This is a genomic window from Bradyrhizobium brasilense, from assembly GCF_029714345.1.
Classification (GTDB): domain Bacteria; phylum Pseudomonadota; class Alphaproteobacteria; order Rhizobiales; family Xanthobacteraceae; genus Bradyrhizobium; species Bradyrhizobium australafricanum.
This window is the reverse complement of the sequence record NZ_CP121669.1, coordinates 5,613,973-5,630,794: the sequence shown is the minus strand read 5'-3', so window position 1 is coordinate 5,630,794 and position 16,822 is coordinate 5,613,973. Positions and strand designations below refer to the sequence as shown.

Below are 16,822 nucleotides of genomic sequence, written 5' to 3'. Positions count from 1 at the left end.
CGCGCTCGCGGAATGCCGGAGCGCGTTTCCGGATCAAATCGCGCAAGCCGTGGCGCGGGCGTCCTGCGTGATCAAGGCGACCGACCTCGTCCGGCCGCTGCTGCCGTTTCCCGAACTGCTCGACCGCGAGAATGCCCTGCGCAAGGCGCTGGCCGGGCAGGTTCAGACAAGAACGATGTCCCTGCTCGAGCGCAACATCCAGATCCAGAAGCTGCATTCGCAGCTCCTCGAAGAGGAGCGCAGCAGGCTATCGGCCGCGCCCGCGGACGGGAGCAAGCCGCCGCTGGCCGTCACGCAGTGGCGGCAATCCAATGGGGAGAGTTGCGGCCGGCTCGGAGGGGATTCGGGGACCTGCTACTGAAACGAGCAATCCCGCAAACGGCCATCGGGGGATGGCACCGGATTGTGACACCGTCCCTCTGAGGTCGTTGTCGCGACAGGGGCACCTCCGACGCCGTCACCGTATTCGCACGGAGCAGCGCAATTGAAATGCTCTGAAATCTCGAAAGTCCTACAATTTAAGGGGTTTCGTGCATCGTTGTCGGAGCGCCTCGCCGAGGAGAAGGTGTGCGCCGCTACGCCGGTAGGGTTAATAAACGATTACCAATCGACAGTTTTCTCGCGACGCATTATAAGAAAATGCTAGTTGGCACCCGGATTTTGCCCCCGCCAACGTATTGCGTAAATTTCATCGTAAAAGGGATATTTTCCTATGTTGAAACTCTACATCCAGACCACCGAAGCCTTCAAGCGCCTGCGTGCGGATGCGGACGGCGTTGTGTCGTTCGAGTACGTGATCGTCGCCGCTTGTGTCGTCGCTGCTGTGGCCGCTGCGTTCGGTTCAACCAGTGCCACCGGCATCGGTTCGACGCTGAGCACCTCGATCAGCACGATCAGCTCCAAGGTCACCTCGGCAGTCTCCGCTTAACTCCGGATGTTGAATGCTGTTGGCAGATTCCTTCTGTCAACAGCGGTCAACCGGATTGCGATGTGCGCGAGCCCTTAAGGAGGCTTTCTCCTATGTTGCAGTCATACATCAAGGTCACAGAAGGATTGAGGCGTCTGCGCACGGACAAGGACGGCGTTGTGTCGTTCGAGTACGTGATCGTCGCCGCCTGCATCGTCGCCGCCGTTTCCGCGGCGTTCGGTACGGGGGCTGCTGGTGGCATCGGCAGTGCTCTGACCACCTCGATCACTTCGATCAGCACCGCGGTTACCAACGCGGTTAGCGCTTGAGTCCAGAGGGACGGCGCTCCGGAGGGGGGCATTATTTTGTGCCCCCCGCCTTTTCTGAGGCGATTATTTCATGAATTGGATTGCTTCCACGACCTCGTGTCTGGAAATCGCATTGTTGTTGTATGTCGCAACGATCGATATCGCGACACGGTTGATCCGAAACGAAATTTGTCTGGCGCTGGCGTTCCTTGGGATCGTCGGCCAATTGGCCAGTCCGGTGCAGATCGGCCAGTCGCTGATCGTTGCCGCAATCCTGTTCCTGGTGCTCTTCGTGATCTATCTGCGCGGAGCGATCGGCGGTGGCGACGTCAAGTTGCTGGTTGCCCTGGCGATCGGTCTGCCGCTGACCGGCGTGATTGAACTGTTGACGGCAACTGCACTGGCCGGCGGCGTTCTGGCCGCGATGCATCTGATGATGCGCCGTCTGCCACAACCGAAGCTGGCGCCCGCCGGATCGTCGCTGATGCGCCGGGTCTACGCGGTCGAGCGCTGGCGTCATTTGCGACATGCACCGCTGCCCTACGGGGTCGCCATCGCATGCGGCGGTATCTGGGCCATTTTGAGCAAAGGAATTTGACATGTCGTCCGCTCTCCGTGTCTCGATCATCATGGTGCTGCTGCTTGCGGCTACGGCGCTCGGGATCATTGCCTATAACGTGAACCAGCCGAAAGACCCTGTTGTTGCGCAGGTGGTAGAAGAAAAGCCTGCGGCCGCGACGGTCGGCTACTTCGTTGCGACACGCCCGCTTTCGAAGGGAACGCTGGCGCGGGAGGAAGATTTCGCGGTGCGTCAGACGGCACCGAACCGTGTCCCCGCGGGGGCGATCCTCGAAACGCCTGACTCCAAGGCCGGATTGCCCGGTTCGCTGGTTCGCAAGTTCGTCGAAGCCGGCAGCGCGATTACACTGGACGACATCCTGCGTCCGAAGGATCGCGGCTTCCTTGCCAGCGTCTTGGCGCCGGACAGCCGCGCCATCAGCATCAAGGTCGACGAGGAGACCGGTGTGTCCGGTCTGATCAGGCCGGGCGACAATGTCGACGTGGTGCTGACCCAGGTGTTCGAGAAGGCCGCGCCGGTGAAGCGAGCCGTCAGCGAAACCGTTCTGTCCAATGTGCGCGTGATCGCGATCGACCAGGAGATTGCGCAAGGCGGGCGTCCGATCACCAATGCCGTCCCAGGCAAGACGGCGCAGACCGTGTCACTGGAGCTCAAGCCGGATCAGGTCAAGAAGGTGGCCGTCGCAAAGCAGCTCGGCACGCTGTCGCTCGTCATCCGCGCTGCGGCCGAGCAGTGGGGCAAGGCCGACACAAGCGTAACGTCCAGCTGCGACGTATCGCCGGAGCTGGCGCGCCAGAGTGCGATTGCCGGCCAGAGCACGACGGTCGCGATCTATACCGGCAGCGAGGTCAAGCAATACTCGGTCAGGAGACAGGATCTTGACGACGACGCCCGCGCGGGCTGCGACGTGCCGTCCGAACTCGATCGTCAGACTACAGCGGCAGCGAGTGACGTCGGCAAGGGATCGGAGAAACGTTGATGAGTGCGAACATGGCAGTGGTGGAACAACCCGAAGAGACGACGTCTCTTGTCGCGCGCAACCGCATCGTCTGCTTCGTCAATGACGAGCTGAGCGCGGCAGCCCTCCGCAAGGGTCTCGACGGCAGCAATCTGGTGATCCGGCGCGGCACCATCCGTCATGCGACACGCATGCTCGAGACCGACACCGATCTGTACGCGCTGGTGACCGACATCAGCGGCATCGATGATCCCTTCACTGAACTGGAACGCCTCGCCAGTGTCTGTCCGCCCGATGTGAAGGTGGCCCTGATCGGTGACAACAGGGAGATCGTCTTCTACCGCGAGCTGATGGAGATCGGCCTTACCGAATACCTGCCGACGCCGATCACCAGGGATATGGTGCTCGACCAGCTGCGTCCCAAACTGATCGGCGACGCCGCGCCGGCCCAGAATGACCGCGGCGGGCACGTGGTGTCGATCTGTGGCGCGCAGGGCGGCGCCGGCGCGACCAGCGTCGCGATCAACCTCGCGCTGCAACTGGCCGAAACCACCAAGGCGAAGGTGGCGCTGCTCGACCTGCATCTGCAGGGCGGCGAGACCGCGGTGATGCTCGGTGTTCGTCCTGGGCCCGGCCTCCGTATCGCCCTCGAAAACCCGATGCGGGCCGACACCCTGTTTCTCGAGCGGGCGGCGATCGAGGTGAATGATCGGGTTTGCCTGATTTCCGGCGACGAGGAGCTCGATGCGAAGCTCGACATCACCGAAGCCGGCGTGCGGCACGTGCTGGGCCTGCTCCGTCAGCGGTTCAACTACGTCGTTGTCGATGTGCCGGTGCCGTTCCCGGCATCGATCTATCCGGTCATTCAGATGTCCCGTCATGTGCTGGTGCTGTTGGAGGCCGAAGTGACCGGCCTGCGCAATGCCCACGCGCTGCGCAACGCCGTCACCAACATCGCGGGCAAGGATCGCGTGTTTACCCTGCTCAATCGTGCCGACCGCGCCGGCGGTCTGCCGAGGGCGACGATCGTCAAGGCGCTGGGCGCCGAACCGGACATGATCATCCCGGATCTCGGCAAGGGAATGACCCAGGCGGTCAACCTCGGCGTTCCGGCTCTGAAGCACGTATCCGGTCTGCGGCGCCACCTTGCCCCGATCGTACGGGAAATCACCGGCGTCGGTGCCAAGAAAAGAGCCGGGTGGAAGAGGTGGCTCGGGCTATGAAAAAGTTCGGCAGGCGCGCAGACGAAATGCCAGTGCGGATGCCCGCAGCGGTGCCGGACGCCCCGGCAGCGGCACCAAGCGCGCGGCCGGCGCCGCCACCCTTGCCGCCGGCGGAACCGAGCGTGGCGTCACCGGCGTCCAGCCTGTTTGCATCGGCGCCGAAGCATGAAGAACCTGCGACCCACCATCCGGTGATGTCGGCATCCCTGCGCGAACGGGTGATCGAGCAGATCGAGCCGTCGGTGGCCGCGACCGTTCCCCGCGACGTCCTGCGCCGGCAGATCGAGGAAATCATCCACGGCATCGCCAACCAGGAGCGGCTGGAGCTGTCGGGCCGCGAGCAGCTCTTCCTGGCGGAGGAGATCGCCGACGACATGACCGGCTACGGGCCGCTGCGTCCGCTTCTGCTCGATGAGACGATCAACGACATCATGATCAACGGGCCGAGCAACGTCTATGTCGAGCGGGCCGGCAAGCTGGAGCGGGTCGCGGTCCGGTTTCGCGACAATGACCATATCGCCTCGGTCGCACAGAAGATCGCCTCGCAAGTCGGCCGGCGGGTGGATGAATCCAGCCCGATGGTCGACTGCCGTCTGCCGGACGGCAGCCGTGTCAACATCATCCTGCCGCCACTGGCGATTCACAGCCCCTGTATCTCGATCCGAAAGTTTCCGAGCCGGCGTTACAACATCGTCGCGATGATCGAGAACGGAACAATGAACGCGGCGCTCGGGCAGTTGCTTGAGATCGCATCACGCTGCCGGCTCAACGTTCTGGTCTCCGGCGGCACCGGTTCGGGCAAGACGACGCTGCTGAACGCCTTGAGTCAGTTCATCGACCATAGCGAGCGCATCGTCACGATTGAGGACGCGGCGGAGCTGCAGCTTCAGCAGCCGCACGTGATCAGCCTGGAAACGCGTCCGCCTAGCCTCGAGGGCACCGGGCAGGTGACGCAGCGCGATCTGCTGTGGAACGCACTTCGTATGCGTCCGGACCGAATCGTCGTCGGTGAGGTGCGCGGCGCCGAGGCGTTCGACATGCTGCAGGCGATGAACACCGGCCATGATGGATCGATCTCCACCGTGCACGCCAACAGCACCCGCGATGCGCTGACGCGCGTGGAGAACATGGTGCAGATGGGGCAGGTCAATCTGCCGTCGCGCGCAATCCGTTCCCAGATCGTCGCGGCCCTGGATCTGATTGTGCAGGTCGAGCGCATGCGGGACGGTCAGCGCCGCATCGTGCAGATCAGCGAGGTGATCGGCCTCGAGGGCGAGGTGATCACCACCAACGACATCGCGTTGTTTGAGTACAAGGACGAGGATGTCCAAGGGCGGATATCCGGCACCTACCGCTCCACCAATGCGGTTCCGAAGTTCAAGAGCCGCCTCGTCTATTACGGGCTTGATCGGGCCTGGGCAGAAGCGATGAGGCACATCTGATGTCGACGCCCTTGATCATCGTCCTGGTGCTGCTGCTGTGTGCTGGGGCAAACACCCTTTGGCTCGACGCACGACAGAGACGAATGGAGCGTCAGCTCGAGATCGCTCTGCCGACGGCTGAAGCCGCAGCCTTGGTGTCCATCCGTCGCGCGGCCAAGACGTCGCGTTGGCGTACGCTCCAGCGCTTCGCCAACTACCACCCCGATATGGTGTACGTCGTACGACCGGTCTATGTGCTGCTTGCAGGGGGAATGGCAGCGGCGGGAATTTTCTATGTCAATGGATTCCTGAAGTTCTCTGGCTCCTATGCGGCCATTGCGGCTGCCGGCGTCGCCATCTGGGTCGTGCGCGGCCTGTTCGGATGGCAGCATCGGCGCTTCGCAAATCAACTGTTCCAGCAGCTTCCCGACGCGGTCCAGTTGGTGACGAGTACTGTCCGGTCCGGATTGCCCGTCCACGAAGCATTTCGCACCATCGCCCGCGAGATGCCGCAACCGACATCCGGGCAATTTGCCATCGTCTGTCATGAATTGAACCTGGGCAGGTCGCCCGAGGAAGCCGTCGAGGAGATCTATCAGCGAACGCAGGTGTCGGAATATGCGATGTTTGCGGTAACCCTCGCGGTGCAATTGAAGACCGGCGGCAGCCTGGCGGAAACGCTGCAGACGCTAGGCGAGACCGTGAGTCAGCGGGTTGCGCTGGCGGCCCGTGCGAAGGCCTTGGCGGGTGAGGTCATCTTTTCATCGCGTGCGCTCACCTGCGCGCCGCTCATTGTCGGTGGATTGCTTTACCTGCTGAATCCGCTGTCGATCGATCTGCTGTTGTACGATCCGCAAGGAAACATACTCCTCGCTTATGCCGCGTGCTCGGTCATATTAGGGCACTTCGTGATCCGTTGGATGGTCAGAAGGGAAACCACGCTATGACCGCCGGTCTCGGTTTCGCCACTCTGGCCGTCGCGATCGCGGCTGCAACCTTTCTGCTGATCATTCGCGAGGTCCATCTCCGCGCCTTGAACACACGCGTCTCGAACGCCGTGCTGGGCATTCCTGATCGATCGAGCTCCTCGAAGGACCTGATCGGCTGGCTTTCATCGGTCGGTACGCGCTACAGGAGTTTCTACGCCCAGGAGAATCTCGACCAGTTGCGGATGATTCTTCAGTCGGCTGGACTCAACCATTATCGGATGCTGCCGATCTGGATCGGTTTCAAGATGGTCAGCACATTTATGTTTCCGATCGCAGCTTTCTCCGTGTCGCAAATTCTCGGAAGGCCGTTCAGCGACGTGATGATCTTCACGTTGTTCGGCGTGGCCATAGGGATCATGGGTCCACGTCTGATCTTGTGGTTCCTGAAGCGGCGCTTCGACGCGGCGATTCGTTTGGGTACGCCCGATACCATCGATCTGCTTGTTGTTTGCAGTGAAGCCGGCATGGGTTTGGAAAGCGCGCTTGAGCGCGTGGCGGACGAGATGCGGGAGACCAACCCTGCTATCAACCACGTAATGCGCGGTCTTCTCGATGATCTTCGGATTCTGCCGAACCGTGCTGAGGCCTTCGAGAAGCTGGCTGCCACGTCAGATGGTCTCCGCCGCTTCGGCACCATGGTCAGCCAGAGCCTGCAATATGGCACGCCGCTCAGTCAGGCGCTGCGCAGCATCGCGGTTGACCTGCGCCGGGAACGCATCACCAAGCTCGAGGAGCGGGCGCACAAACTGGGCGCCAAGCTGACCGTTCCGATGGTGCTGTTCCTGCTTCCGGCGATGTTCGTGATTCTGGGCGGAAGCCCGTTCCTTCATTTGATCCGTACATTCTCCAATCTTCGGTAATTGAGCCATGAGCGCAGCTGCAATGAGTCTTTCGACGAACCTGGCCTACGATCGGGCGACCCGATTCCTGGGCAGCGCATGGTTCCTTCTGTTGGGGCTTGTCGTAACGATCAATCTCGCGAAGGCGGGGGAGCCTTGGCCGTCGCTCGTCTCGAACTTTCTTGTCGCGGTGTTTTACCTGATGCTGGCGCTGCTGATCCTGATCCGGGGGCCCGCAAAGGCGCAGGCCGAAGGCCTGCTGCCGAGGATTGCCGCGTTCGTCGGCACCTACTGGCCATGGACGATCACGTTTTTCGAGAAGACCGAGGGCACGTTGCCCAATCTGTTGTCCACAGTTTGCGTGCTGACCGGCATGATCATGATCCTCGTGACCGTTCGCCATCTCGGACGGTCGTTCAGCCTGGTGCCGCAGGCGCGTTCGGTGGTGCAAACCGGACCGTACCGGTGGATCAAGCATCCACTCTATCTCTCGGAAGAGATCGTGTTCCTTGGTGTTGTGCTGCAGCATCTGAGCTGGATGACCGTGGCCCTGCTGATCCTGCACATTGGCATCCAGGTCAGCCGGATTCTTTACGAGGAGGACGTGCTTCGGCGCACGCTTCCTGAATATTCCAGCTACGAGGCGTCGCGCTGGAGATTGATTCCCTATGTCTGGTGAACGGCGATGCAGAGCTGGAAGAACCGTGTGAGCGGCAAGCGTTCCCTGATCGCGGATCGACGCGGCGCCGTCGCGTTCGAGATGCTGTTCGTTTTCGCTTTCCTGTTCCTGGTTATTCTGCTGCCGCTTGCCGATCTTGCGCTGGCGGGCTTTCAATACATCCAGGCGCTCGCGGCGCTGCGCGGGTTCGGACAGTCCATCCAGTATTCCCCGCCGGGCGACGTCACGAACGCATCCAGCTGGGCGTCGGCCGCGCTCGCCAAGGCCGATTCCCGTTATCCGATCCCCAGCATCCAGCTGATCTGCGGCGACAGCAATGCCGTCTGCGATTCAACCAATTCTGATCCGTCCCAGCCGAAGTACTACGTGTATTCAACGACGATCACGCTGACGCCAATGGTGTTGAGGTCGGCGATTTGCACCAGCGGCAATAGCAATCCTTGTTCGTTCACGCTGACCTATTCGGAACGGTTTCAATGAGGTGGTCCATGCGTAACATGCTTCGTTGCCGTCGCGGCTCAGCCGCGTTTGCTACTGTGATTGCGTTGATCCCATTGATCGGAATGATGGCGCTCGGCGGTGAAGCCGGATCCTGGTACGTCACCCAGCAACGCGCCCAGGGTGCGGCTGATGCGGCGGCCTACGCCGGCGCCTTACGGCTCGCGTGCGACAGCGCCCCGCAGCCGGGCACGAGCTGCAACACCACCCAGACATATGATTACCGCGGCAAGCAGGTGGCAGCTCAGAATACGTTCTGCAATTCTGGCGACACCTCCTATCCGGGCTCGAAATGCCCGACTAGCCTTGCAAGCGGACTTTCGCGGAGCGTCCAGGTCGCCTCGCTGACGTCGTGGAACGGGGTGGCGGGGACATACGTTCAGGCCACCATCAGCCAGCAGCAGCCGGGATATTTGGCTCAGGTGCTTGGCTTGTCGACGGTCACGATCGCCGCGACGGCGGTCGCTCAGGTTGATAGTTTGGCTAAACCTCCATGTGTGCTGGCTCTGAAGGACCCTGTCACCTTTCAAGGTAGCCCCACCGTGTCGTCGGCGACGTGCGGTATTTCGTCGGACAGCAGCGCGTCGAATGCGATCGGCTTCGTCGGCAATTCCGGCATCCAGGTGAATGCGCCGAGCTACACGGTCGGCGGCTGCTCCCAGACGGGGGGAAGCCAATGCACGGGCGTGCTGACTTACCAGCAACCGATCCCAGATCCTTTGAGTGCGGTGAACACGGCGCTGACCGCGTTAAAGACGTCTAATTTTCCGAATGGTTCGTGCAGCGGCTCGACAGCCGTTTCGTATGAGACAGGCGCCTGTTACAACAATGGCAATCCAACGATCCCGTCCGCGTTGAGCGGCACCTATTACTTTACCGGAAACGTCAAGATCAACGGCAGTCCGACAATTACCGGAACTGCCACCCTGATTTTCTTCGGAGGCGGATCGCTCACGATCACCGGCAGCCCAACGATCCAGCTTACGGCGGTGAAGTCGCCGGCGGGCCCATCGGTCTTGTCATCGACCGTGAAGGCGCTAATGACTGACCTTCTCATCTATGACAATGAGGCCTATTCGAAGCAGGGCGTCAACATCTCCGGCAGTTCCAGCAGCTACTTCAATGGCACGGTTTACGTACCAAACACGCCTGTCACGTACGGAGGCAACAGCGCGCAGACTGCCCCCAGTCCCGGTTGCTACCAAGTCATAGCCTACGCCGTGAATTTCCAGGGCAATACGACCCTGGACAACAGCAAGTGTACGTCGGATGGGGCAGCAAAGCCCAACGTTCAAAGCGTGCGCCTGGTGCAGTGATGAAAAGGCTCGACCAACGCGGGGTGGCGGCTCTCGAGTTCTGCCTCATCGCCGTGCCCTTGTTCACCTTGATCTTCGCCGTCTTTGATTTCGGACGCTACGCGATCACGATGCAGTCGCTGCGCCTGCTTGCGGATGCCGGGGCCCGGGCGAACATGATCAGCTGCTACACCCCTGCTGTGCTGGCGTCCAATTCACCATCCAGCTGTACCAGTGACTATCTGACGCTTGCGCAGAAGCAGGCCGTTGCTCCCTTCCTGTATGGCGCCAGTCTCACGCCGACGGTGACCACGACGGCGGGCGCCTCGGCGCTGACGGTGACGGCATCCCAGTCGGGCTTTGCCATGATCATGCCGATCTGGGGTACGTCCCTCAACGCGCCGAGCGCGTCCACCACGATTCCCTTCTGAGCAGAACCCCGATTCGACGAGGCCGATCGGTGGCGCCGGCTTGGGCGGCCGCCAGGGCGGCTCGGCCCGATGGCGGGCCGGGAAATAGCCCGGGCGGGCTACGGATGTGGTGCGCGCTGGCAACATCGAGCAGTTTTCTCCGGGGTTGCCGCGGCCGGGCGGACCTCTCTCCTTGCAATCGAGGCGCGTGGCGAGGGATGATCTACCAGCCGCCATTAGCGGCCTTGCGACCCGGGTGAGTGCTCGGTGCGCGGGGAAATGGGAATTTTCGCGAGTAACTATTTGTAGTCGGACAGACTGTAAACTCTACGGCGTGGTGGACGAACGGGAGTGATCGGGACGCCGAGGTCGTAGATTTACGGGGGTCGTCGCGGAGACGCGGCGAAGGGGATTGGCATGATGGGAAGTCGCGTTTCGGTTGATGCGGGACTTGGGCTGGTCGCCCTGAGCGCGATGGCGTTTGGCGCTGCGATCGCCCTGTTTCATTTCACCGATCCTGCTGCGGCCGCGGACCGGCGGGCGCCGTCGTCCAGCGGCGTCTTCGTCAGCGAGATGAGCGACGTCCAGCGCGTCAGGGTGACCGTCAACAAGTCGCGCACCTTCAGGGTCGATACGGCGTTCTCGTCGATCGTCGCGGGCTCGCCCGATATAGCCGACGTGAAGTCGCTGAGCGATCACTTGATCTACGTCCAGGGCAGGAAGACCGGCACCACCAACGTCATCCTGTTCGACAGCTCGATGAAGCAGATCGGCATTCTCGATGTCGAGGTGACGCTCGATATCGGCAATTTGCAGCAGAACATCCAGTCGGGCACCGGCACACGCGGCATTCGCGTGTCCTCCTCCGAAGGGCAGGTGGTGCTGAGCGGAATGGCCGCCGATGCCGTCGCCGCCGAGCGGGCGATGACGATTGCCCAGGGCAGCGTTCCCAAGGACGCCATCGTGGTCAATGCCATGAGCGTTGCGGCGCCGCAGCAGGTCATGCTCGAGGTGCGCTTCCTCGAGGTGAACCGCGAGGCGGGACGCGATCTCGGCGTTAACCTCTATGCAGCAAATGCTAGCGGATCAAATATTGCCAATACTGGGGCTGGCACACTGAACACGAACAGCGGCCGAGTTAACATGCCAAACGTGGGCCCCCCGCCTGGCTCTATTCCGCTGCTAGGCACCGCGGGTACACTCATTGGCTCGGCCGGAGGCGTAGCCGCACCTCCGTTCGGAAGCTTGTTGACGAGCATTCTTCGGACCAGCAATGGCAGTTCGGTGGACCTTCTGATTACCGCACTGGAAACCAAAGGACTGGCCCGCCGGCTGGCGGAGCCGAATTTGACCACGCTGTCGGGCGATGCCGCGCGATTCCTGGCAGGTGGCGAGATCCCCGTGCCGGTCGCCTCGTCGCCGGTCCCGGGCGCACTGCCAACCGTGACGATCGACTACAAGAAGTTCGGCGTCGAACTGGCCTTCGTGCCAACCGTGTTGTCGCGCGGGGTGATCAATCTCCGCGTCGAGCCCTCGGTCAGCGAGCTCGATTTTACCAACGCGGTGAGCATCTCCGGAACGACGATCCCGGCGCTGACCCGCCGCGACGCGCGCACAACGGTCGAATTGCGCGACGGCCAGAGCTTTGCCATCGCCGGCCTGCTGCAGACCCGCAACCGGCAGGACGTCTCGCAACTGCCCTGGATCGGCTCGGTGCCTGTGCTCGGAACCTTGTTCAGCAGCAAGTCGTATCAGCAGCAGGAGACCGATCTCGTCATCATCGTGACGCCGCGCCTGGTCGCGCCGGCAGCGCCCGGTCAGCAACTGGCATCGCCGCTCGATTCCCGCCTGCCGGCCAATGACGTCGATTTCTTCCTCAATGGCCAGATGGAAGTGCGCAAGCGTTACGACGACTACGTCAATTCCGGCGGCGACGTGAAGGGACCCTATGGTCACATCATCGCGCCGAACGCCGTTGTACCGGCTCCGCCACCGGCCGTCGGTGCGAACCAGCCGGTCGTGAAGACCTTGAACTAGGGGGGCGGGAGATGACCATCCGATATCTGGCTTTGCTCGCACCCTTCCTGCTCGGCGGCTGCTACGGCCTCTACGGGCATGACGAGATGGACCGCTACGTGCAGCGGTCCGACACCATCACGATGAGCGCCGGCAACGCCAAAGAGGTCAACGCCGTTACACACACGATCCACCCGTGGCCGGCCTATGTCGGCGATCGCAGGATCGCCTACGACGCGCGGCGCACGGGCACTGCGATAACGCGCTATGGCACTCAGCAACGCCCGCTGGATCAGCTTCCCGACATGGGCGATCCGACCAAGGCGATGGGCCAGCCGCCGCCCGTCACCACGATTCAGAACGTCAACACGACCGGATTGGGAGCAGGGACCGGTGGATCGGTGGCCGTCGGGGTCGGAGGCGGAGGCGGCAGGTAATGTCCTTGCAGCGTCGGTCAGGTGCCGGGGCAGGGATTCGGAAGGGAAATGCGACGTTAGGTTTCGGCAGACCTCGGTATTTCGGTCGTGCCGTCTGTTTTCGTAGGTAGTTTTGCGATGGATCTTCGAATGGTGCAGGGGCTGCGCTGGACTTGGGGAATGGGGCGAGGATTGCATCGCCTCGCACCGGCGTTGATCTGTTGCGGCTTGGCGACCGGCCTTGGGGCCTGTGACTACACGACGCGGGAGGCTGCGATCGTAGCTCCCGTGGATCCGCCGGGCGGAGACCCCGTGCAGGAGCCGACCGACGTCAAATACTATCCCTCCGACGAACCGGTGCGGATGGGGCTCGAGCACTACAACCGCGGCAATTACGGAATCTCGCAGCGCTATTTCAAGGAAGCGGTCGAGAAGGCGCCGAAGGACGTGACGGCCTGGGTCGGGCTCGCGGCGAGCTATGACAAGTTGCGCCGCTTCGACCTTGCCGATCAGGCCTATGCGCAGGCGATCCGGCTTGGCGGCGAGACAGTCCAGATCCTCAACGATCAGGGCTATTCCCTCATGCTGCGCGGCAATCTGAGCGGCGCGCGGCGGAAGTTCGAGAAGGCGTATTCGCTCGATCCGGGCAACCCCGTCATCGCCAACAACCTCGAGCTTCTCAACGGCAGCCGGCGTTTCATCGAAAGGCCGCCGAACAATCAGCCGTAGGTTGACAGCGGTTCACGAGCCTCTGCACGATTTCTTAGGGGTATGATAATACCCAATTTTGCCCGACGCGTCGAGTTGCCGGGTCCGCCGGCTCCTTTGCATGGGGTTGTTTTCGATATTTTGGCAGCTCGCCCCTGCGACTTGACCTCGCCACGATCTAGTTCGGCATCAGCACGACATCGATGCGGCGGCTGTTTCGCGTGCTGATGATGATGGCACCGTTGCGGGTCGCAAATCTCGCGCCGACAAGGCGCGGTACCTTCTCCGTCAGCGATGAAGGCAGCGGAATCATTCCGCCGGTGATGGGATCGCCGACGTTGATCGGCGCGACAGCTGCGCCGGCCGAAGGCGCTGCCTTGATGTACTCCCTTATCAACTGAATCTCTTCACGCGAGAGGTTGAGCGCGGCCTGCTCGCCTGCGCCTTCAGGCAGCTTCCTTTCCGCCTCGGCCTTGTCTTGCGCATCTTGCTGCTGGGCAGCCTCGCGTCTTGCGACTTCGGCCTGTTCGAATCTGGCGAGGCGTTCCCTCAGCGGCGCGATCTCGCGTCGCAACGCGGTAATGTCCGACTTCAGCGAAGAGAGCTGACCAAGTGCAATCGCGGCGGCAACGCAAGCGACGACCGAGATCAGGCTGAGGCACGCCACCGCCAGCCCCGTCAATCCGCCTCGACGATCGGCACGACGATTCGGGACATCCTCCGCGGATCGCCGTCGCCGTGCGGTGGCGAATTTCGGCTTGATCGTGCCGAGGAAGCTGACCAGACCGGACAGCCGCGCAGCCACCATGCGGTTCGCCTCTTGAAAGGCGCCGAATGCAGGCGCAGGGACGATCGGAGAGTGCGCCGAGGGGATGGCGGGAGCAGTAGCCGAACGGCCCGCGCCGGATGGCTGGCGGTCGTCGCGGTCCTCGCGCGTCATGCCGGGGAGCTCGAGATCAACGTCGTCCGGGCGGTCGATCGCGGTGTCCGCAACGTAATGGCGCGTGTCGGCCGCAGCGGCGTCCAATCGCTCCGTTTCCTGTCGATCGGGTCCTTGTTCGATGCGGGCGGCTTCAAGCGAGCGCCACAGCGAGAGCCCCGAATCGGTGATCTGCAGGCCCGCGTCGTTGATCGATGCCCATCCCGATTGGAAGACGTCGGCGTCGCCAAGCTCGGACGGCCGCTTCGACTGCGTGGCTTCATCGCCGGCCGCGATCATGCGCTTGACCTCGCGGCTGACCTCGTCGATCGCGATCCGTTGTCCGGGCCTTGCGGCCAGCACACTCAAGATCGCCAGATTGAACCTCATGCGGCGCCTCGCGATGCCCCATCAACCGGCCGTGCCACCGTTGCGCTCCCGTGCAGGCGACGTGCGAGCCTCAGCGGGGTCGAAGCGGATCAATCATGACGGCACGGACGTCGGTCGGTCAGGGAGTCAAGCAAGTGTACCGGCTCGCCAAGGGGCAAACAATCCGGCACCAGACCTACGACAGATGGATAAGTCGGCCCGCAAAGGGGACGCGTCGGGATCGCCTTCGCGGCGCGCCTCAGAGAAACTCGCGAAGCCTGGAGAGTTCGATCACATGCTCGGGTGAGAGCACGTCGGGGACGAGGGGAGGCTGCGACTTGGTCCGGATCTCGTAAAGATGTCGCGTCTTCTCGGGCTTGCCCATGAAATCCCGAATGCATTGGTCGAGCGTTCCATTGACGACCATATAGGGCGCGCGATCCTCTCGCCTCGAGTTGTTGAGCGAAGGCCATTTGTAAAGGTGGGCCGCAGCTTGGAAGTCCACCTGATGAGATTGGTCGGTCATCTCAAAATATCTACCCGAAAAAGCCCTGCGCGGCAAAGTCAGCCGGCTGATGAGTGAGCCGGTGCGGCAATACGTGCAAGCTGCGTGCGGCCGTCCATCGCAGAGGCCGCCGTCATGCATCTGGGACGATCCGCCGACGTGCCTCGCGTTTGATGCCTCGCAGCAACTCCCGCTTCGATCTCCCGCGGCCGAGATCGGGGCGATGGGCGGGCGAGGCCGGCTGAAGGAGAGCCGGCAGACTCCCTCGCGCGGCGCGCGCAGTGGCAGCGCGCGTTGACGAACCTGGCTCGTTCGCTGCGCCAGCGGCCGTGACGACGCGTGCTGGATTGACTCGATTCCATAATGTTCCTATTTTGTTCTATTGTCAATTTCCACGTCCGGAGACGGGCGGCTTCGGTCAGGTCAGGGATGAACGGGTCGAGATGGCAGCCGCAGCCACCATCCTTCATGCGGACCTGGATGCATTTTACGCATCGGTCGAACAGTTGCTCGAGCCGTCGCTGCGCGGCAAGCCGATCGCCGTCGGGGGCGGGGTTGTGCTGGCGGCGTCCTATGAGGCCAAGGCCTTCGGGGTGCATGGCGGCATGTCGGGGCGGGAAGCGCGCCAACTGTGCCCGCAACTCGTTTTCGTCGGCGGCCATTTCAGCGATTACCAGCGGTTGGGTGACGCGGCCATCAAGGTGATCGGCGACTTCACGCCGCTGGTCGAGCGAATTTCGATCGACGAGGCGTTTGCGGATGTTGCCGGCTGCACTCACCTGTTCGGAACGCCTGCCGAAATAGCCGCGTCGATCCGGTGGCGCGTACGCAGCGAGCTCGGCCTTCCGATCTCGGTCGGCGTCGCCCGCACCAAGCATCTGGCGAAGATCGCCTCGCAGGTCGCAAAGCCCGATGGACTTGTCGTCGTTGATCCCGACGCCGAGCTGAGCTTCCTTCACGAATTGCCGGTTGAGTTTATGTGGGGAGTAGGGCCGGTCACCAGGACGCGGTTGGATGCGATCGGCGTCGCGACGATCGGTCAGCTCGCCAAATTGTCGGAACGGTCGCTGATGCACTTGCTCGGTCCGGCAGCGGGCGAGAAACTCGCCGCGCTGGCCTGGAATCGCGATCCGAGACAGCTCAAGCCACACCGGCGCGCACGATCGGCGGGAGCACAATCGGCGCTTGGCCGAAAGCCTGCGATCGAGCAAGTCATTCGGCCCACGTTGCTTCATCTCGCCGACCGCGTCGCCACGCGGCTTCGGGCGAAGTCGCGGCCTGGACGAACCGTGACGGTGCGCGTCCGCTTCGCCGACCTGAAGTCGGTGACGCGCTCGATGACGCTCGATGCGCCGGTGTGCACGACCATCGTCTTGGCCCGGCTTGCCGAGAATCTGGTGCGCGCTGCTCTTGCAGACCATCCCGGCGAGAAGATCATCTCGCTGCTGGCGATCTCGGTGTCGCATCTCGAGGAGCATTGGGATCTTGCGCTGGAGCTTCCACTCGGACTGGCGGACGAAGCGCTTCGGCCTGGAAGTCCGACAGGGATGGCCCGCTGGGCGGCGGACCGTGCGATCGACAGGATCCGCGATCGCTTTGGCTGGGAGGCGATCGGATATGGTTCAGCCGCGCTGGAGGCGGTTCATTCGGTGCCCGACGCGTTTCGCAAGCTTGCCGAGAGAGATCTCTAGCGTTCGCCGGTTCACGTATCTGTCACTGCATTAAGAAAAGGCAATTTGGAATCGCGCGCTTGTGAGTGGCGACCCCGTACGGCCGGCCTAT

19 protein-coding genes are annotated in these 16,822 nt (G+C 62.5%); 17 read left to right on the top strand and 2 right to left on the bottom strand.

The window, feature by feature from the left end; translation table 11 throughout:
• The first annotated feature begins 67 nt into the window (after window positions 1-67).
• From QA635_RS26620 to QA635_RS26545, 16 genes are all read left to right on the top strand, one after another.
• Complete coding sequence (locus QA635_RS26620) at window positions 68-361, top strand: hypothetical protein (protein WP_283062329.1); 294 nt, start codon at window positions 68-70, stop codon at window positions 359-361.
• A 351-nt stretch (window positions 362-712) separates the two neighbouring features.
• Entirely contained in the window at window positions 713-928 is a 216-nt protein-coding gene (locus tag QA635_RS26615) for a hypothetical protein (RefSeq protein WP_283062328.1), read from the top strand.
• Window positions 929-1,020: 92 nt separating this feature from the next.
• The gene (locus QA635_RS26610; protein ID WP_283062327.1) at window positions 1,021-1,236 is read left to right on the top strand and encodes a hypothetical protein; all 216 of its coding nucleotides are present in this window, start codon (window positions 1,021-1,023) and stop codon (window positions 1,234-1,236) included.
• 70 nt (window positions 1,237-1,306) lie between these two features.
• Window positions 1,307-1,813: an A24 family peptidase gene (locus QA635_RS26605; RefSeq protein WP_283062326.1), complete on the top strand. Its 507-nt coding sequence runs from the start codon at window positions 1,307-1,309 to the stop codon at window positions 1,811-1,813.
• A 1-nt stretch (window position 1,814) separates the two neighbouring features.
• Window positions 1,815-2,774 (top strand): Flp pilus assembly protein CpaB, encoded by a 960-nt coding sequence (cpaB, locus tag QA635_RS26600; RefSeq protein ID WP_283062325.1) that lies wholly within the window; start codon window positions 1,815-1,817, stop codon window positions 2,772-2,774.
• A gap of 170 nt (window positions 2,775-2,944) precedes the next feature.
• Window positions 2,945-3,976 (top strand): CpaE/TadZ family protein, encoded by a 1,032-nt coding sequence (locus QA635_RS26595; RefSeq protein WP_283062324.1) that lies wholly within the window; start codon window positions 2,945-2,947, stop codon window positions 3,974-3,976.
• Window positions 3,973-5,418 (top strand): TadA family conjugal transfer-associated ATPase, encoded by a 1,446-nt coding sequence (locus QA635_RS26590; protein ID WP_283062323.1) that lies wholly within the window; start codon window positions 3,973-3,975, stop codon window positions 5,416-5,418. Before QA635_RS26595 ends, QA635_RS26590 begins: the two co-directional genes overlap by 4 nt.
• A complete protein-coding gene (locus tag QA635_RS26585; RefSeq protein ID WP_283062322.1) occupies window positions 5,418-6,344 on the top strand; it encodes a type II secretion system F family protein in 927 nt (308 codons plus the stop codon). Before QA635_RS26590 ends, QA635_RS26585 begins: the two co-directional genes overlap by 1 nt.
• A complete protein-coding gene (locus tag QA635_RS26580; RefSeq protein WP_283062321.1) occupies window positions 6,341-7,246 on the top strand; it encodes a type II secretion system F family protein in 906 nt (301 codons plus the stop codon). The genes QA635_RS26585 and QA635_RS26580 overlap by 4 nt, the downstream gene beginning before the upstream one ends.
• 7 nt (window positions 7,247-7,253) lie before the next feature.
• Window positions 7,254-7,904, top strand: a complete 651-nt coding sequence (locus QA635_RS26575; RefSeq protein ID WP_283062320.1) for a methyltransferase family protein — start codon at window positions 7,254-7,256, stop codon at window positions 7,902-7,904.
• Between the two features lie 6 nt (window positions 7,905-7,910).
• Entirely contained in the window at window positions 7,911-8,384 is a 474-nt protein-coding gene (locus QA635_RS26570) for a hypothetical protein (protein WP_283062319.1), read from the top strand.
• An 8-nt stretch (window positions 8,385-8,392) separates the two neighbouring features.
• A complete protein-coding gene (locus QA635_RS26565) occupies window positions 8,393-9,718 on the top strand; it encodes a pilus assembly protein TadG-related protein (RefSeq protein ID WP_283062318.1) in 1,326 nt (441 codons plus the stop codon).
• Window positions 9,718-10,128, top strand: coding sequence for a TadE/TadG family type IV pilus assembly protein (locus tag QA635_RS26560; protein ID WP_283062317.1), 411 nt, complete (start codon window positions 9,718-9,720; stop codon window positions 10,126-10,128). Before QA635_RS26565 ends, QA635_RS26560 begins: the two co-directional genes overlap by 1 nt.
• 396 nt (window positions 10,129-10,524) lie before the next feature.
• A complete protein-coding gene (locus tag QA635_RS26555) occupies window positions 10,525-12,144 on the top strand; it encodes a type II and III secretion system protein family protein (RefSeq protein WP_283062316.1) in 1,620 nt (539 codons plus the stop codon).
• 11 nt (window positions 12,145-12,155) lie between these two features.
• The gene (locus QA635_RS26550) at window positions 12,156-12,560 is read left to right on the top strand and encodes a hypothetical protein (RefSeq protein WP_225159364.1); all 405 of its coding nucleotides are present in this window, start codon (window positions 12,156-12,158) and stop codon (window positions 12,558-12,560) included.
• Between the two features lie 291 nt (window positions 12,561-12,851).
• The gene (locus QA635_RS26545) at window positions 12,852-13,268 is read left to right on the top strand and encodes a tetratricopeptide repeat protein (protein ID WP_283062315.1); all 417 of its coding nucleotides are present in this window, start codon (window positions 12,852-12,854) and stop codon (window positions 13,266-13,268) included.
• A 157-nt stretch (window positions 13,269-13,425) separates the two neighbouring features.
• Here QA635_RS26545 and QA635_RS26540 read toward each other — a convergent pair whose 3' ends face one another.
• Entirely contained in the window at window positions 13,426-14,556 is a 1,131-nt protein-coding gene (locus QA635_RS26540; RefSeq protein WP_283062313.1) for a hypothetical protein, read from the bottom strand.
• Between the two features lie 238 nt (window positions 14,557-14,794).
• Window positions 14,795-15,181: a hypothetical protein gene (locus tag QA635_RS26535; protein WP_283062312.1), complete on the bottom strand. Its 387-nt coding sequence runs from the start codon at window positions 15,179-15,181 to the stop codon at window positions 14,795-14,797.
• A 302-nt stretch (window positions 15,182-15,483) separates the two neighbouring features.
• Here QA635_RS26535 and dinB point away from each other — a divergent pair, with 302 nt between their 5' ends.
• A complete protein-coding gene (gene dinB, locus QA635_RS26530; RefSeq protein ID WP_283062311.1) occupies window positions 15,484-16,731 on the top strand; it encodes a DNA polymerase IV in 1,248 nt (415 codons plus the stop codon).
• Window positions 16,732-16,822: the final 91 nt, after the last annotated feature.

Coding starts and splice junctions, on each gene's coding strand:
- QA635_RS26595 (WP_283062324.1), top strand. CDS start 2,945: ATGCTCGAGACCGACACCGATCTGTACGCGCTGGTGACCGACATCAGC.
- QA635_RS26565 (WP_283062318.1), top strand. CDS start 8,393: ATGCGTAACATGCTTCGTTGCCGTCGCGGCTCAGCCGCGTTTGCTACT.
- QA635_RS26535 (WP_283062312.1), bottom strand. CDS start 15,181: ATGCATGACGGCGGCCTCTGCGATGGACGGCCGCACGCAGCTTGCACG.
- QA635_RS26550 (WP_225159364.1), top strand. CDS start 12,156: ATGACCATCCGATATCTGGCTTTGCTCGCACCCTTCCTGCTCGGCGGC.
- QA635_RS26605 (WP_283062326.1), top strand. CDS start 1,307: ATGAATTGGATTGCTTCCACGACCTCGTGTCTGGAAATCGCATTGTTG.
- QA635_RS26575 (WP_283062320.1), top strand. CDS start 7,254: ATGAGCGCAGCTGCAATGAGTCTTTCGACGAACCTGGCCTACGATCGG.
- dinB (WP_283062311.1), top strand. CDS start 15,484: ATGGCAGCCGCAGCCACCATCCTTCATGCGGACCTGGATGCATTTTAC.
- QA635_RS26555 (WP_283062316.1), top strand. CDS start 10,525: ATGATGGGAAGTCGCGTTTCGGTTGATGCGGGACTTGGGCTGGTCGCC.
- QA635_RS26540 (WP_283062313.1), bottom strand. CDS start 14,556: ATGAGGTTCAATCTGGCGATCTTGAGTGTGCTGGCCGCAAGGCCCGGA.
- cpaB (WP_283062325.1), top strand. CDS start 1,815: ATGTCGTCCGCTCTCCGTGTCTCGATCATCATGGTGCTGCTGCTTGCG.
- QA635_RS26615 (WP_283062328.1), top strand. CDS start 713: ATGTTGAAACTCTACATCCAGACCACCGAAGCCTTCAAGCGCCTGCGT.
- QA635_RS26590 (WP_283062323.1), top strand. CDS start 3,973: ATGAAAAAGTTCGGCAGGCGCGCAGACGAAATGCCAGTGCGGATGCCC.
- QA635_RS26570 (WP_283062319.1), top strand. CDS start 7,911: ATGCAGAGCTGGAAGAACCGTGTGAGCGGCAAGCGTTCCCTGATCGCG.
- QA635_RS26585 (WP_283062322.1), top strand. CDS start 5,418: ATGTCGACGCCCTTGATCATCGTCCTGGTGCTGCTGCTGTGTGCTGGG.
- QA635_RS26580 (WP_283062321.1), top strand. CDS start 6,341: ATGACCGCCGGTCTCGGTTTCGCCACTCTGGCCGTCGCGATCGCGGCT.
- QA635_RS26610 (WP_283062327.1), top strand. CDS start 1,021: ATGTTGCAGTCATACATCAAGGTCACAGAAGGATTGAGGCGTCTGCGC.
- QA635_RS26560 (WP_283062317.1), top strand. CDS start 9,718: ATGAAAAGGCTCGACCAACGCGGGGTGGCGGCTCTCGAGTTCTGCCTC.